Raw genomic sequence first — 14906 nt, forward strand, 5'->3', positions numbered from 1 at the left:
CCGAGGCGGTTGGACCTGGTACACCGGCGCCGCCGGCTGGATGTATCGCGCCGGCGTCGAAGGTATTCTCGGCATCCGCAAAGACGGCGAATTCCTGACCATCGCACCGCGCATTCCCCAGGCATGGCCGGGCTTTTCGGCGACGATCCGGATCGACGACACGTGTTACCGCGTGAGCGTGGACAATCGCGATGTCTCGGGATCGACGGTCGTCCGCGCAGTGCTGGATGGCGTCGATGCGCCAGTGGAAGACGGCGCGCTCCGCGTCCGGATCGACGGCGCCGAGCATGCTCTGACCATCAGCCTGGCGACCTTGCCGGCTTAGACTCCCGCCTTGCCGCCTCCACGAACCGCCATCTGCGAGCTCAAGTACCTTTTTCGCCTAGGTCACCTTCGTTGTATTCGTTGGTAAAGATCCCCTTTCAGCCCTCTTAACTCTTCAATTGGGCTGTAGGAGATGGCTGCTCATGGGAAGCTCTAGTTTGATCACTAATCAATGTCCGCCATGGGCGCCGTTCAGATCGTCCGAAACCGGCAGGAGCAGGCCGAAAGCTGCCTCTCCGCTTCTGCAGCGCCTTTGCGGACAGCTGCCGTACTGCTCACGACCCTTCTTTGACGTCGGTGGTGCCATGGCGAATGACCCGAACCGGTGTTGATCGGACGGACCGGTGTCGGGAAAGCGGGTGGCAATAACTGCCATGGCAGACACCATCAGCTCTCCCGATTGGGATCAAGCATCGACGCCGACGCTTGGCCGAGCCTTCATACGACCCTGCTTGCTCTAAGCAGTTCCTTGAACAGTTCGCCTCGGCCACCCCTGACTGCCGGGATACCGACTGGTCTGGAGTGGGCAAGCCGGCTTGCGACGGCGCTTCTCACCGCCGAGTGTCGATGACGGGTCAAGGCCGCGCGCTCTGCTCCGATATCTCGAGGTGAGTGAACGAGGTGTCGGGCGAGCCAGCCAACTCGAGATAAATTCCTTGGACGCGTTCCGAACGAAGCGGCGACCGTCACTTCACATCCGATTCAGTGATCGAAAGACGTGCCCCAGCGATGCGACGGAAGTGGTCGGGCGAGCGCGAAGATCGGGCCGCGTCGCCGGGCCGGCGACCGTCCGCGTACCAAGACGCAGCCGCGCACTGGCTGGCACCGAGCCGGGCCCCCTACTGCGTCCGTCGATCGCGCGTTGCGCTCGGCTTCCTTGGGGCCCGGCACGCGCCCCTTGGCCACGACATGCTCGACGGAGGCGTCGGTCCACCGGTCGAAGGCGGCGATCGCCTATTCGCCATGACGTCTTCTTCCTGCTTGGCTTGAGACGAACCTATGGCGACGCCCGGCGACGACCCGCACCGATCACGCACAACATGCTTGGCTGGCAATGCGGCAGGGCGAACGGGAACGCCCTCGGCGCGCCGGAACGTTCAGGTTCGAAGATGAAGACAACGATCGAGGTTTTGCGATGCGACACTCCCAGTTGATCCTGAAGAACCTCAGACTGTGTGTGATGGACAACTCCACCGCCTTCGCCTTTTCGACGACGATCACCGGTTCCTTCGCCCTGCTGAACGCCAAGGCGCCTGCGGGCGTGCCGGAGATATTCGCCGGCGCCGCCGGCGCAGCCGCCGCTTTCATGGTGGCGGAGTGGCTGGCGCTCCTCTTTCTGCGCGACCAGCCGGACAACGAGTCCACCGGCACCCGGCTGCTCTGTCGCATGCTCAATTTCGTCTCGGTGGGTTGCGCCCTCGCGGCGGTCAGACGAGCCATACTGCGCTCGCGAACGGTAACCACAGTGTCGAGGAGCGCCTCGTCCGCTGGCTTCTCATGTGCCAGGACCGGCTGGGCAGCAATGAGGTCGACCTGACGCACGAGTTCCTCAGCACGATGCTCGGCGTCCAGCGATCGACGGTGACGCTGGCGACGCACACACTCGAAGGCGCCCATCACATCCGGGCGAGGCGCGGACGGATCGCCATCCTGGACCGCGAGGCACGGCTCGGAATCGGGGACGGTTCCCACGGCATTGCCGAATCCGAGTACGAACGGATCATCGGATCCGTTTCGAACTTGAGTGCGTACGTGTCCAGCGTGGCTTGCGGCAAACAGATTTTCTTGGTTCGGAGCAATGCGAAGACTTGCGCCCTCCGTCGGATCAGCAGGGATTTCGCGCGTCCGTAGCCCTCTCAGGCTCTGCCCCGCCTCGATAGGTTTTGCCGGCAAAACAGTCTCTAGGCGAAAGGCGGTGCGTGGCGTAGCCATCCTTGACCAGGCATTTTAAGCTTCCCGAAGCGGATCGGGGGATGAGGGGCGCTGGCATTGGCACAGATCTTTTCCAGGCGTGCCGACCTCTATTTTCGCCTGGGGCTGATAGCGGTCCTCGGTTTGCCAATCGTTCTCGCGATCAGCGGCTTCGCCTACTACCGCTCCAGCTACTTCACCAAGGTCGGCGAGTACGTCGCCCAGCCGGTGCCGTTCTCGCACAAGCACCACGCCGGTGAACTCGGCATCGACTGCCGCTACTGTCACACCGGCGTCGAAAAGGCCGCCTTCGCGGGCCTGCCGCCGACCGAGACCTGCATGACCTGCCACTCGCAGCTCTGGACCAATGCGCCGATGCTGGCGCCGGTTCGCCTCAGCCTGGCGACCGACACGCCGCTGCGCTGGCAGCGCGTCCACGACCTGCCCGACTACGTCTATTTCGACCACTCCGTACATGTGAACAACGGCGTCGGCTGCTCGTCCTGCCACGGCAACGTGAAGTCGATGCCGCTGATGATGAAGGCCGAGCCGCTGAGCATGGGCTGGTGCCTCGACTGCCACCGCGACCCCGCCAAGAACCTGCGACGGGAGGACGAGATCTTCGACATGACCTGGCATCCCGCTGCCGACCAGGACGACAAGGGCAGGATGCTGCTCGCCCACTACGGCATCCGGCCCGACCACCTCACCGACTGCTCGGTCTGCCATCGATGAGCGGCGCAGGTGAAAGGGTCTGGGCGAAGCGGACGGCATTCCTTGGAAGTCCTTCCAGCGTGCCTGGGGAGCCGGCGGGCTCGGAGTTCCTGGAGGCGGCGCGCCAGGCTCCGCTCGACCGGCGCACGCTGCTGAAGTTTCTGGGCGTCACGGCGGCGATACCGCTGGCCGCCTGCGCCCAGCCGGCGGAAGAGATCGTTCCCTATGTGTCCATGCCAGAAGGCATGGTCGCGGGTGTGCCGCAATATTTCGCCACCGCCTTCGAGCTCGGCGGCATCGCCACCGGACTTCTTGCCGAGAGCCACCAGGGCCGTCCTACCAAGATCGAGGGCAATCCCGACCATCCTGGGTCGCTCGGGGGGACTGATGCCTTCCACCAGGCGATGGTGCTGTCGCTCTACGATCCGGGCCGGGCTTCGCTGGTGCTGAAAAACGCCGGGATATCGAACTTCGACGCCTTCGAAGAAGACTTGGTGCGGCTGCGCTCGCGCTGGCGTGAAGCCAAGGGCGAAGGTCTGCGGATCCTCACTGAGCAACACGATGGCCCGACGAGCGCGCGGCTGATCGCGGCGCTTCGCGAAGAGCTTCCCGCAATGCGGGTCCACCGCTTCGATCCCATCGGCGACGACAATGAGCGCGCCGGCCTGCGGCTCGCCTTCGGGCGCGAGGGCCGCATCATGTGGCGTCCGCAGGAGGCCGAGGCGATCGTCGCCCTCGACTGCGACTTCCTCGGCCCGGGGCCCGAGCAGGCGCGGCTCGCCCGCGGCTACGCCGCCGTCCGGACCGTGCGCGAAGGATCCCGCCGGATGGCGCGGCTGCGCGTCGCCGAGCCGGCGATGACGGCGACGGGCGCGACCGCCGATGCGCGCCTGCCGCTTCGCCGGTCGCGGATCGACGCCCTCCTCCGGGCGCTCTCGGGCGAACTCGGCGTCGATGCCGGCGGCGCGGCTGCCAACCTGTCGCAGGACGAACGACGCTTCGTGGCGGAGACGGCGCGGGAGCTGACCGCCGCGGGGGAACGGGCACTGCTGATGGTCGGGGAGGCACAGCCGCCGCACGTCCACGCCCTCGCCCACCGCATCAACCGGAGCCTCGGTGCCCTCGGACGAACGGTCGACGTGTTTGCTCTGCCCGGCGACGGGAGCGGCGGTGGCCGTGAGGAGGGCTCGCTCGCCGCGCTCGTCCGCGACATGCGCGCCGGCCGCGTCGAGACGCTGGTGATGATCGGCGGCAATCCGGTCTACGCCGCCCCGGCGGATCTCCGCTTCGACGATGCGTTGAAGAAGGTCGGCACGAGCGTTCACCTGTCGCTCTACGAGGACGAGACGAGCCAGGCCTCCTCCTGGCACATTCCCCGCCTCCATCCGCTGGAGGAATGGAACGACGGGCGCGCGAAAGACGGCCTGATCTCGATCGTGCAGCCGCTGGTGACGCCGCTCTACGAGGGCCACTCGCCGTTGTCGCTGCTGGCGGCCATGAACGGCGGCTTCGGCCAGAGCGACCATGAACTCGTCTACGCGACGGCGCGCGACGGCTACGCCAAGCCGAGCGACAAGGAGACCGACTTCATTGACGTGTGGCGGCGCGCCCTGGCGCTCGGCGTCGTCGAGGGTACCGCGATGGAACCCCTTGCCGGGCTCGAGGTCGGCGCCTTCGATCTCCTGCCGCTGACCGGGGGCGAGGCGGAAGCGGGTGAAGGTTTCGAGATCGTCTTCCGACCCGACCCGTCCGTCTGGGACGGGCGCTTTGCCAACAATGCCTGGCTGCAGGAACTGCCCCGCCCGATCACCAAGGAGGTGTGGGGTAACGCCGCCTGGATGAACCCCGCCGATCACCGCCGCCTCGGCCTCTCCGACGGCGCCGTCCTCGTCATTGCCGTTGATGGGCGCACGGTCTCGATCCCGACGCTCGCCGTGCCCGGGCAGCCGAAGGGCACCATCGCCGTCACCCTCGGCTACGGCCACCGCTACGGCTCGATCGCCCGCGGCGTCGGCACCGACGTCATGCCGCTTCGCACGGTGGCGGCCCGCTGGGCGGTCCAGGCAGATTCCGTCCTGCCGAGCGGCTTCTCGATCGACCTCGCGATGACGCAGGGCTCGCACGACATGCACGGCCGCGACATCGTCCGGACGGTGCCACTCGACCATCTCGACGAGAAGCCGGCCTCAGCGCCCGACTTCGAAGGCGAGCCGCCGACCCTTTATCCCGACTACCCGTTCGGCCCCTACGAATGGGCGATGGTCATCGACCACACCCTGTGCATCACCTGCAACGCCTGCGTGGTCGCCTGCCAGGCCGAGAACAACGTGCCGGTGGTCGGGCCCCTGGAGATCCGCCGCGGCCGCGACATGCACTGGATCCGGATCGACAGCTATTTCGAGGGCGAGGAGGACGCGCCGCGGGTCGTCTCGCAGCCGGTGCCCTGCATGCACTGCGAGAAGGCTCCCTGCGAGCCGATGTGCCCGGTCGAGGCGGCGATCCACGATTCCGAGGGCCTCAACGTCCAGGTCTACAATCGCTGCATCGGCACCCGCGACTGCCAGTCGAACTGCCCCTACAAGGTCCGCCGGTTCAACTTCTTCGGCTATGCGAACGGCCAGGAGTTCGCGGATCTCGGCGAACCGATCATGCATGCCGTCCACAATCCCGACGTGACCGTGCGCGGTCGCGGCATCATGGAAAAGTGCACCTACTGTGTCCAGCGCATTTCCGGCGCCCGGCGCGAAGCTGAGAAGGAGAACCGCCTGATTGCCGAGGGCGAGGTGATGACGGCCTGCCAGCAGGCCTGCCCCGCACAGGCGATCAGCTTCGGCAATCTCGCCGATCAGGGCTCGAGCGTGAACAGGCTGCGCCGAGAGCCGCACCACTACGCGCTGCTCGAAGAACTCGGCACGCGCCCCCGCACCACCTATCTGGCACGCGTTTTTCCGGGCGAGGCTGCGGACGAGGAGAGCCCGGCATGACGACCCGCGTCATGACCGGGGAGGAGCTGATCGCCGAGCACGGCCGGACCGCGGACGGCCTGTTGCCGGCAGAGATGCCCTACCGCACCATCACCGACGAGGTCGTGGGGGCGGTGTTTCGGCCAGCCGGGCGGATTTGGTGGTTCCTGACCGGCGCGGCCTTCCTCGGCGTCGTGGTCTTCATCATAGCAGTCACCGTGCTCCTGACCCGTGGACTTGGCATCTGGGGCGTGAACACCACGCAGGTCTGGGGCTTCGCCATCGCGAACTACGTCTGGTGGATCGGCATCGGCAATGCCGGCACGCTGATCTCCTCGATGCTCTTATTGACGCGCCAGCGCTGGCGCGCCTCGATCAACCGCTACGCGGAGGCGATGACGCTCTTCGCCGCCGGAATCGCGGGGCTTTTCCCGATCTTCCACCTCGGCCGCCCCTGGCTCGCATACTGGCTCGCTCCCTACCCCAACACCATGACGCTCTGGCCGCAGTGGCGTTCGCCCCTGGTCTGGGACATGTTCGCCATCGGGAGCTACATCCTGTTCTCGATCATGTTCTGGTACACTGGCCTGATCCCCGACCTCGCGACGCTGCGCGACCGCGCCCGCGGCCGCTTCGCCAAGGTCGGCTACGGCGTCTTCGCACTCGGCTGGCAGGGCTCGTCGCGGCAGTGGAAGAACTACAACGCCTATTACTACGCGATGGCCGCGATGGGCGTGCCACTGGTCGTCTCGGTCCACTCGGTCGTCGGCCTCGACTACGCCGCGACGCTGATGCCCGGCTGGCAGGAGACGATCTTCCCGCCCTACTTCGTCGTAGGCGCGATGTTCTCGGGCTTCGCCATGGTGGTGACGCTGACGATCCCGATCCGTTGGGGCCTCGGCCTCCAGTCGGTGATCACCATCGACCATCTGGACGCCATGGCGAAGATTCTGCTCTTGGGCGCGGTCGTCATGGGCACGTCCTACGGCACGGAGTGGTTCCTCGCCTGGTATTCCGGCAACGAGATCGAGCGCGCCTTCGTCGCCTTTGAGTTCACCGGCCCCTACGCTTGGCTCTACATTACCATGCTCGTCTGCAACTGCCTGTCGCCGCAGGTCCTCTGGTTCCGACCGATGCGACGCTCGGTGGTCGTGATGTTCGTCGTCGGCGTTCTGGTCAACATCGGCATGTGGCTTGAGCGCGTGCTGATCAACGTCAACACGCTCGCCCACGGCCACCTGCCTTCGAGCTGGACCCTCTACATCCCGACGGTCTGGGACTGGGCGATGCTGGTCGGCAGCTTCGGGATCTTCTGCTTCCTGTTCTTCCTATTCGCCCGTTTCATTCCCGCCGCGTCAATCCACGAAATCCGCGAACTCGCCTACAAGGAAGGAGCGGCCCGTTGAGCCTGCGACTGCTCCTCGCCGAGTTTTCGACCGCCGAGGCGCTGATCGCCGCGGCGAGAGCTGTCGCCGACGCGCACCATGGCCTTCGCTTCGAAACCTTCACGCCGTTCCCGGTCGAGGCAATCGACGAGATCCGCGGCGAACCGCCCTCGCGGGTGCGTACCGCCATGGTGATCGGCGGCTTTCTCGGCGCGGTCGCCGGTTTCGGCATGCAGTACTACTCGTCGGTCTACGCCTATCCGATCAACTCGGGCGGGCGGCCATACAATGCCTGGCCCGCCTTCATGCTCGTCACGTTCGAGTTCACCGTGCTCTTCGCCGCCCTTGCCGGATTCTTCACCATGCTGTTCGTCAACGGACTGCCGCGGCTGCATCACCCGATCTTCGAATGGGACGGTATCGAGCGAGCCAGCGACGACCGGTTCCTCATGGAGCTCGAACTGACCGGCGACGAGGTGCAGGACGCAGCGCTTTCGCGCATCCTGCGCGGCAACGGAGCGCTCGCTATCCGGGAGCGGGTCGCATGAACGACCACCTCGGCCTGCAACCTCTTCTTGCGGCGGCGGTTCTGCTCGCCGCACCCCTCGCCTTGGCGTCCTGCGGCGAGGAGATGACCAACCAGCCGAAGCTGAAGCCCTATTCCTCGGCCGATGCCTTCGACGAGAACGCCGAGGCGCGGACGGTCCCCTACGGGACTGTGGACCGAAACGCCCTGCAGCGCCTCGCCGCAGAGACGACACCCCCGAAGGTCGACGCCGACCTGCTCGCCCGTGGCAAGCAACGTTTCGAGATCTATTGCACTCCCTGCCACGGCCTCGCCGGGCTCGGCGACGGCATCGTCGTGAAGCGCGGATTCCCACAGCCGCCCTCCTACGCCGAACCGCGGCTGCTCGCCGCCAAGGCCTCGCACTTCTATGACGTCATCACCCACGGCTGGGGCGTGATGTACTCGTACGCCGCACGCATCGACCCGCGCGACCGCTGGGCGATCGCCGCCTACATTCGAGCCCTTCAGGTCGCTCAGACCGGTGCCCCGAAGGAGACCGCGTCGGCTAAAATCGGCGAGCGGGGGTCGTCCGGCGGTAGTGGTACTGTCCCGCCGCAGGCGACGGGAGGCGCCGAATGAGCGTCTGGTTCCCGCGCATGTCCGGCATTTCGGGCCACCGGCGCGCTCTCGCCACTGCTGGCGCAGTGATCATCGTCCTGATCCCGCTTCTGGTCTTCTTTCCCCAGGCGGTCGCGCAGGCCTATCTCGCCGGCTGGCTCGTCCTGATCGCCGGCGGCATGGGCGCGACGGTGCTGATCCACACCTATCGGCTGACCGGGGGGCGGTGGGCCGAGGCGGCGATATTCAGCCTGCGAGCGCTCGCCGCGACCGTTCCCGTCGTTGCTCTTTGCGGGATCCTCGTGATCGCGGCGCAGCCGCTGATCTACGGCTGGGTGACGGAGGGTCTTGACGATCGTCCGCAGGTCGAGGCGCTCTACCTCAATCCTTGGCTGTTCGCGCTGCGCGCCCTTCTCATTCTTGCCGGCTGGTCGCTTATCGCGGTCCTCGCCACGACCGGACGCGGCGGTCGCCTCGTGGCCGGCCTGTCGCTCGTCTTCTATGCAGTAACCGTCAATCTTGCGGCCTTCGACTGGATCATGTCGCTCGAACCGAGGTGGAGCTCGACGACATTCGGCGCCCTCTTCGCGGTCATGCAGTTCGCCTTCGCCCTTGCGCTCCTCGCCGTCACCGACGCCACAGGACCCGGAATCGTCAGGACCGACATCGGCAAGCTGCTGATCGCGATGATCCTCGGCATTGTCTATCTCACCTTCATGCAGTTCCTGGTGCAGTGGTCGGGAAACCTGCCGGAAAAGGTCGCCTACTACGTCGATCGCGGGACATGGACCTGGGTTGCGATCCTGGTATTGGCGATCCTCGCCGGCGCGGCGATGCCGTTCGGCGTGCTGTCGCGCTCGGCCTTGCGCACCCGGCGGGGCCCGACCGCCGTCGCAGGCGCGGGCGTCCTCGCCGGGCTCGGCCTCTTCCTCCTGTGGATGACCGGCCCGGCATTCGGCGGCGCCGTCGCCGGCATTCTGGCGGGACTTGCGATCACCGTCGCGCTCCTCGCCCTCGTCGCGGTGGCACGGCCCTCGCGGTGGCACGGCGAGCCGTCGGAACGCAAGGCGGACATGCTGGCGAGGCGATCCGCGGAGGCACGCCATGTCTGAGGGATCCCGGGCAGGCATCCAGGAGAACCCGGAGGTCCGCGTCCTGCCGGTGGTTGCTGCCATTGGGGGCGCACTCGGCATCATCGCGCTCGTCCTCGCGATTCTCGTCTTCCTCTTCTGGATCAAGCTCGGCACGCTGCCGACGTCGATGCCCGTGCTCGGCATCTCGAGACTCCCCGAGCCGCGGCTCCAGGCCTTTCCGCACGCCGAGCTGGAGGCGGTGGAGAAGGCTGGCAGGCGTGAACTCCACGAAGACGCCGTCGTGCCGATCGACAAGGCGATGGCGATCGTCGCCCGCCGCTCCGATCCATACGCGCCCCTGCTTTCCCGCGATGCCGTGCCCGATTCGCCGGGCTTGCGGGCTATGACCGCGGCGATGGCCGGACCGACCGCTCCCCGCGGCGCGCCGCTGACCCCAGACCGCGGCAAGAGCGTCGGTCCGGACGACAGGGTTGCGCCACCGGCGGGTGACCGTGCCACCCCCAGGGCGCCGGGACTTGGCCGGGAGCCCCGCGTGCCGTCCGAGACGATCCGCGGCACGCCCCGCTACGTGCCGCCTGAAGGCGAGAACGGAACCGAGTTGCAATGACCCGTCTGGCTGCCCTCCTCCTAGCGCTGACGCTCCTCCCCACTCACGCAGCGCCCGCGTCTGCCGGCCTGACCCGGGACGAACTCTCCAGCGTCGGCTTCGCCGATCGGACGGGCCGACTGCTGCCTGTCGACGCCATGCTCACCGACGCGAACGGCGTGACAAGGAGCCTCGGCGAGCGGCTCGGCGGACGCGCCGCCCTCGTCGCCTTTGTCGACTATACCTGCGAGACCGTCTGCGGTGTTGCCGCCAACGCGCTCGCCGCGGCCGAGGCGACGCTGAAGGACCGCTCGGATCTGGCCCACGCCGTCCTCGTCCTCGGCTTCGACCCACGCGACACCGGCGCCGACCAGGCGAAGTGGCTCACGGGGAACGAGGCGGCCGCGAGCCTCGGCAAGGACGCCTTTCTGCTCGCCGACGCCGAGACGACCCGCCGGCTGGTCCAGGCCGCGGGCCTGAAGACCTTCTACGATGCCGACCGCGACCAATATGCCCATCCCGCGGGCGCGCTGCTCCTCGACAACGAGGGCCGCGTCTTGCGCCCGCTCGACCTCGTCTCGCTGGAGCCCGAGACGCTTAGGCTCGCCATCGTCGACGCCTCAAACGGCGAGGCGGGCTCGCTCGTCGACCAGTTGGTCCTCAGCTGCTACGGCTGGAACGCCGAGACCGGCCGCTACACCTCGATCGTCAACTCCACCGTACTGGTCGCCGGCTGCGGCACGGTCCTGCTGATCGCGGGGTTGCTCGCCGTCCTCCTCCTGCGGGAGCGGCGCTTCCGTGGCGGGCCTGCGGCCGGCGGCGCATCCGGAGCATCGGCCGATGGATAGCCTGACGTTGATGCTTCCCGCCGCCTCCAGCGAGGCGGTCGGCACCGACATCATCCTCTACGGGCTGATCGCCGGCTCGGGCGCCATCATCGCGCTTGTCTCCTTCCTCATCTTTTTCTTCGCGATCCGATATCGGAAGGGATCGAAGGCCAGCCGCGAGAGGCTCCCCGAGTGGTTCCGGCGCGACATCGAGCTCGGCTGGACCTTCGCGACCGCCGGTCTCTTCGTGGCGATCTTCGCCTGGGCCGCATCGCAGAACTTCGCGCTTGCCGTGCCGCCGCTGTCGCGGCAGGAGATCCACGTCGTCGGCAAGCAGTGGATGTGGAAGGTCGAGCACTCCGGCGGCCAGCGCGAGATCAACGAGCTGCACGTGCCGGCTGGCGAGACGGTGGACCTCGTCATGGAGAGCCAGGACGTAATCCACTCGTTCTTTGTCCCGGCCTTCCGCGTGAAGCAGGACGTCGTGCCAGGCCACGTCGAGCGACTGCGGTTCACGCCGGAGAAGAAGGGTACCTACCACCTCTTCTGCGCCGAGTACTGCGGCAGCGAGCACTCCAAGATGACTGGCCGCATCGTCGTCATGTCACCGGACGACTATGCCGACTGGCTGGCCGTGCAGCCGGAGGGCGACGACCTCGCCGACGAGGGACGAAAGCTGTTCGTCGCGCGCGGATGCGCCGGCTGCCACGAAGGCTCATCACAGGTCCGCGCCCCACGTCTCGCCGGCGTCTATGGCTCGCCCGTACCGCTGACGGACGGCAGGATCGTCACCGCCGACGAGCAGTACATCCGCGACTCGATCTTGCAGCCGAAGCGCGACGTCGTCGCTGGCTTCGCTCCAATCATGCCGAGCTTCGCCGGCGCACTGACCGAGGGCGAACTCGTCAGCCTCTCCGCGTACATCCGCAGCCTTTCCCGAGCGAGGGCCGATCAGCCATGAGCGACATCCCGGTTCGCGACGTCGACCTCGAACCATCCTCGCGCGCCGAGAAGCACAGCTATCTCGGCGAGGACTTCTCGATCTGGTCGTGGCTGACGACGGTCGACCACAAGCGGATCGCCATCCTCTACCTGATCTCGACGACGATCTTCTTCTTCATCGGCGGCGCAGCAGCGACGATGATCCGCTTCGAGCTGTTCACTCCGGCCGGCGACTTCCTGACCGACGACCAGTACAACCGGGTCTTCACCATGCACGGCGTCGTCATGGTGTGGTTCTTCCTGGTTCCGGTGATCCCCACTGTCCTGGGGAATTTTCTCGTGCCGCTGATGATCGGGGCGCGCGAACTCGCCTTCCCCCGGCTGAACCTCTTCTCGTGGTACCTCAACATCATCGGCGGCGGCTTCGCCGTGTGGGCGATGCTGTCGGGCGGCGTAGACACCGGCTGGACCTTCTACACCCCCTACTCTACCGCCTTCGCCAATAGTCACGTTTCGCTGACCGCGATCGGCGTCTTCGTCACCGGGTTTTCGACGATCGCGACCGGCGTCAACATGATCGTCACCACCCACACGATGCGCACCAAGGGCATGGGCTGGTTTCGCATGCCGCTGTTCGTCTGGTCGATCTACGCGACCAGCCTGATCATGCTGCTGTCGACGCCGGTGCTGGCGATGGTGCTCGTGCTACTCGTCTGCGAGCGGCTGCTCGGGCTCGGCATCTTCGACCCCAACCGCGGCGGCGACCCGATCCTGTTCCAGCACCTGTTCTGGTTCTACTCCCATCCGGCCGTCTACATCATGATCCTGCCGGGCATGGGCGTCGTCACCGAGGTGATTACCTGCTTCGCCCGCCGCCGCGTCTTCGGCTACAGCTTCATGGTCTATGCGCTCCTGGCGATCGCGGTGATCGGCTTTTTCGTCTGGGGCCACCACATGTTCGTCTCGGGGCAATCGATGTACGCCTCGCTGGCCTTCTCCTTCCTGTCCTTCATCGTGGCGGTGCCGTCGGCGATCAAGGTGTTCAACTGGACGGCGACCCTCTATCGCGGCCAGATCACCTACGAGGCCTCGATGCTCTACGCGCTCGGCTTCGTGGGGCTGTTCACCATGGGCGGACTGACCGGCCTGTTCCTCGCCTCGGTGCCGGTGGATATCCACTTGCACGACACTTATTTCGTCGTCGCGCATTTCCACTACATCATGGTCGGCGGCATGGTTTCGGCGTTCTTCGCCGGCCTGCACTTCTGGTGGCCGAAGATCACCGGCCGGCTCTATCCCGAAACGATCGCACAGATCGCGGCGATGACGATGTTCTTCGGCTTCAACCTGACCTTCTTTCCGCAGTACATCCTCGGGAATCTCGGCATGCCGCGGCGCTACCATGCCTACCCGCCGGAGTTTCAGGTCTGGCACGTCCTGTCGTCCTCGGGTGCGGTGATCCTGGCGATCGCCTACCTGCTGCCGATCTTCTATCTCACCTGGTCGCTGATCTGGGGAAAGCGCGCATCGGAGAACCCCTGGCGCGCATCGGGGCTCGAATGGCAGACCTCGTCGCCGCCGCCGAAGCACAACTTCCTGACCCCGCCGAAGGTCGAGGACGGCGTCTACGACTATCACCGGGAGCAGGAGCCGCGCCGTGTCTGACTCCCCCGCTCTCGCCCGGCGCGAGCCCGCGGCCGCCGCGGCGCTCGCCGAACACTTCCAGGACCTGAAGCAGCAGCAGACCGCCCACGTCTTCGGCCTCTGGATCTTCCTTGCGACGGAGATGCTGTTCTTCGGCGGCCTGTTCGCCGCCTATCTCGTCTACCGCTACCTCTATCCAGACGCCTTCGTGGAAGCGGCGAGCGAGACCGAGATCGTGATCGGCTCGATCAATACGCTTCTGCTTCTGACCTCCGGCATGACGACGTCGCTCGCGGTGAAGGCCGCCGGCGAAGGCGATCACGGCGCCGTCTCGGTCCTGATCCTCGCGACGCTGGTCCTCGGCTTCCTGTTTCTCGGCGCCAAGGGCTACGAGTACGTCCTCGACCTCCACCACCATCTCTGGCCGTCGATGCCGGACTTCAAGCTCGCCGACCCGCCGACGCGCATCTTCTGGTCGCTCTACTGGCTGATGACCGGCATGCACGCCGTCCACATGTCGATCGGTCTCGGCACCTGGATCGTGCTCCTGGTGATGGTGCGCCGGCGCAGCTTTCCGCTGGTCGAGGCGTCGCGGATCCGCATCGCCGGACTCTACTGGGGGTTCGTCGACATGATGTGGCTGATCATCTGGCCGCTGCTCTATCTCGTGGGCCGGCCGTGACTCGCCGCGACACGCCTCCCCGGCAGGAGGAGGGCCGCGGCTTCGCACGGCGCATGCCGCGGATCCTGTTCCCGGAGCTGCTGGTCTATGGCCTGCTCCTTCTCCTCGGCGGGCTTTCCCTTGGGCTCGCCTTCGCACCGCTCGGTCAGCCGACGCACATTCTCGTCGCACTCGCCATCGCGGTGGTCATGATCGGGCTCGTCCTCACCTTCTTCATGGACCTCAACCGGGCAACCGCGATCATTCTTCTCGCCGCGGCGTCGGGCGTGATCTTCCTGATGGTCCTGTTCGTGCTGACGATGTCCGACTACCTCACCCGCAACGTGGCGCCCGATGAGCCGCCGAGCGTCGGCGACGCGTCTGCGGTCAGCCTCCGCACGAGCCTATCGAGGTAATCCCCCTCCCCGCCCGGGACCAGCCGGTGTTGGCGATTGGTGGGGCTTCTTCCGGCCTACGCATTTCCCGTGCGGCCCGATTGAACGATCCAGACCCGGCTCAGTTGATCCAGGTGCCCGATGTTGACCTTCAACGCATCCCACCGATCAGACACGGGAGACTTCTCTTGTCGATATCTCGCCAATTGACCGAGACGGGCGGCCATGGCGATCGCGCAGAACGACCTCTGACGATCGCCGCCTTTTCCGCACTCGTGACCGGTGCAGTCGGCATCGGCTCGAACCGCCGGCGGGACGGCCAACGACCGTGTCC

Annotated in this window: 15 protein-coding genes; all 15 read left to right on the top strand. The window is 66.4% G+C overall.

What is annotated here, in order from left to right:
- Positions 1 to 325, top strand: a 325-nt coding sequence (locus LH400_RS19645) for a glycosyl hydrolase family 65 domain-containing protein (RefSeq protein ID WP_229154885.1), incomplete at its 5' end; no start/stop codon positions are given.
- 1053 nt (positions 326 to 1378) lie between these two features.
- On the top strand, positions 1379 to 1861 hold the full coding sequence (locus LH400_RS19650) for a hypothetical protein (RefSeq protein WP_229154886.1): 483 nt from the start codon (positions 1379 to 1381) through the stop codon (positions 1859 to 1861).
- Positions 1822 to 2175 carry a helix-turn-helix domain-containing protein gene (locus LH400_RS19655; RefSeq protein ID WP_229154887.1) on the top strand — a complete coding sequence of 118 codons (354 nt, stop codon included), beginning with the start codon at positions 1822 to 1824 and terminating at the stop codon, positions 2173 to 2175. The genes LH400_RS19650 and LH400_RS19655 overlap by 40 nt, the downstream gene beginning before the upstream one ends.
- Before the next feature lie 138 nt (positions 2176 to 2313).
- Entirely contained in the window at positions 2314 to 2970 is a 657-nt protein-coding gene (locus tag LH400_RS19660; RefSeq protein WP_229154889.1) for a cytochrome c3 family protein, read from the top strand.
- 59 nt (positions 2971 to 3029) lie between these two features.
- Complete coding sequence (locus LH400_RS26420; RefSeq protein ID WP_229154891.1) at positions 3030 to 5933, top strand: 4Fe-4S dicluster domain-containing protein; 2904 nt, start codon at positions 3030 to 3032, stop codon at positions 5931 to 5933.
- A gap of 74 nt (positions 5934 to 6007) precedes the next feature.
- Positions 6008 to 7318 carry an NrfD/PsrC family molybdoenzyme membrane anchor subunit gene (nrfD, locus tag LH400_RS19670; protein WP_370638440.1) on the top strand — a complete coding sequence of 437 codons (1311 nt, stop codon included), beginning with the start codon at positions 6008 to 6010 and terminating at the stop codon, positions 7316 to 7318.
- Complete coding sequence (locus tag LH400_RS19675) at positions 7315 to 7845, top strand: DUF3341 domain-containing protein (protein ID WP_229154895.1); 531 nt, start codon at positions 7315 to 7317, stop codon at positions 7843 to 7845. Before nrfD ends, LH400_RS19675 begins: the two co-directional genes overlap by 4 nt.
- Entirely contained in the window at positions 7842 to 8444 is a 603-nt protein-coding gene (locus tag LH400_RS19680) for a c-type cytochrome (RefSeq protein ID WP_370638439.1), read from the top strand. Before LH400_RS19675 ends, LH400_RS19680 begins: the two co-directional genes overlap by 4 nt.
- On the top strand, positions 8441 to 9535 hold the full coding sequence (locus LH400_RS19685) for a hypothetical protein (protein WP_229154897.1): 1095 nt from the start codon (positions 8441 to 8443) through the stop codon (positions 9533 to 9535). Before LH400_RS19680 ends, LH400_RS19685 begins: the two co-directional genes overlap by 4 nt.
- Positions 9528 to 10124 carry a hypothetical protein gene (locus LH400_RS19690; RefSeq protein ID WP_229154899.1) on the top strand — a complete coding sequence of 199 codons (597 nt, stop codon included), beginning with the start codon at positions 9528 to 9530 and terminating at the stop codon, positions 10122 to 10124. Before LH400_RS19685 ends, LH400_RS19690 begins: the two co-directional genes overlap by 8 nt.
- Positions 10121 to 10951 (top strand): SCO family protein, encoded by an 831-nt coding sequence (locus LH400_RS19695; protein ID WP_229154901.1) that lies wholly within the window; start codon positions 10121 to 10123, stop codon positions 10949 to 10951. Before LH400_RS19690 ends, LH400_RS19695 begins: the two co-directional genes overlap by 4 nt.
- Complete coding sequence (gene coxB, locus LH400_RS19700) at positions 10944 to 11891, top strand: cytochrome c oxidase subunit II (protein WP_229154902.1); 948 nt, start codon at positions 10944 to 10946, stop codon at positions 11889 to 11891. Before LH400_RS19695 ends, coxB begins: the two co-directional genes overlap by 8 nt.
- Positions 11888 to 13537, top strand: a complete 1650-nt coding sequence (gene ctaD, locus LH400_RS19705; protein WP_229154903.1) for a cytochrome c oxidase subunit I — start codon at positions 11888 to 11890, stop codon at positions 13535 to 13537. Before coxB ends, ctaD begins: the two co-directional genes overlap by 4 nt.
- A complete protein-coding gene (locus LH400_RS19710) occupies positions 13530 to 14198 on the top strand; it encodes a cytochrome c oxidase subunit 3 (protein WP_229154904.1) in 669 nt (222 codons plus the stop codon). Before ctaD ends, LH400_RS19710 begins: the two co-directional genes overlap by 8 nt.
- Positions 14195 to 14593 (top strand): cytochrome C oxidase subunit IV family protein, encoded by a 399-nt coding sequence (locus tag LH400_RS19715; protein WP_229154905.1) that lies wholly within the window; start codon positions 14195 to 14197, stop codon positions 14591 to 14593. The genes LH400_RS19710 and LH400_RS19715 overlap by 4 nt, the downstream gene beginning before the upstream one ends.
- The last annotated feature ends 313 nt before the right edge of the window (positions 14594 to 14906 follow it).

Origin of the sequence: Jiella soli (assembly GCF_020615385.1) — a bacterium.
Classification (GTDB): domain Bacteria; phylum Pseudomonadota; class Alphaproteobacteria; order Rhizobiales; family Rhizobiaceae; genus VKMB-3413.

Coding starts and splice junctions, on each gene's coding strand:
- coxB (WP_229154902.1), top strand. CDS start 10,944: ATGGATAGCCTGACGTTGATGCTTCCCGCCGCCTCCAGCGAGGCGGTC.
- LH400_RS19650 (WP_229154886.1), top strand. CDS start 1,379: ATGCGGCAGGGCGAACGGGAACGCCCTCGGCGCGCCGGAACGTTCAGG.
- LH400_RS19685 (WP_229154897.1), top strand. CDS start 8,441: ATGAGCGTCTGGTTCCCGCGCATGTCCGGCATTTCGGGCCACCGGCGC.
- nrfD (WP_370638440.1), top strand. CDS start 6,008: ATGCCCTACCGCACCATCACCGACGAGGTCGTGGGGGCGGTGTTTCGG.
- LH400_RS19695 (WP_229154901.1), top strand. CDS start 10,121: ATGACCCGTCTGGCTGCCCTCCTCCTAGCGCTGACGCTCCTCCCCACT.
- LH400_RS19690 (WP_229154899.1), top strand. CDS start 9,528: ATGTCTGAGGGATCCCGGGCAGGCATCCAGGAGAACCCGGAGGTCCGC.
- ctaD (WP_229154903.1), top strand. CDS start 11,888: ATGAGCGACATCCCGGTTCGCGACGTCGACCTCGAACCATCCTCGCGC.
- LH400_RS19655 (WP_229154887.1), top strand. CDS start 1,822: ATGTGCCAGGACCGGCTGGGCAGCAATGAGGTCGACCTGACGCACGAG.
- LH400_RS19680 (WP_370638439.1), top strand. CDS start 7,842: ATGAACGACCACCTCGGCCTGCAACCTCTTCTTGCGGCGGCGGTTCTG.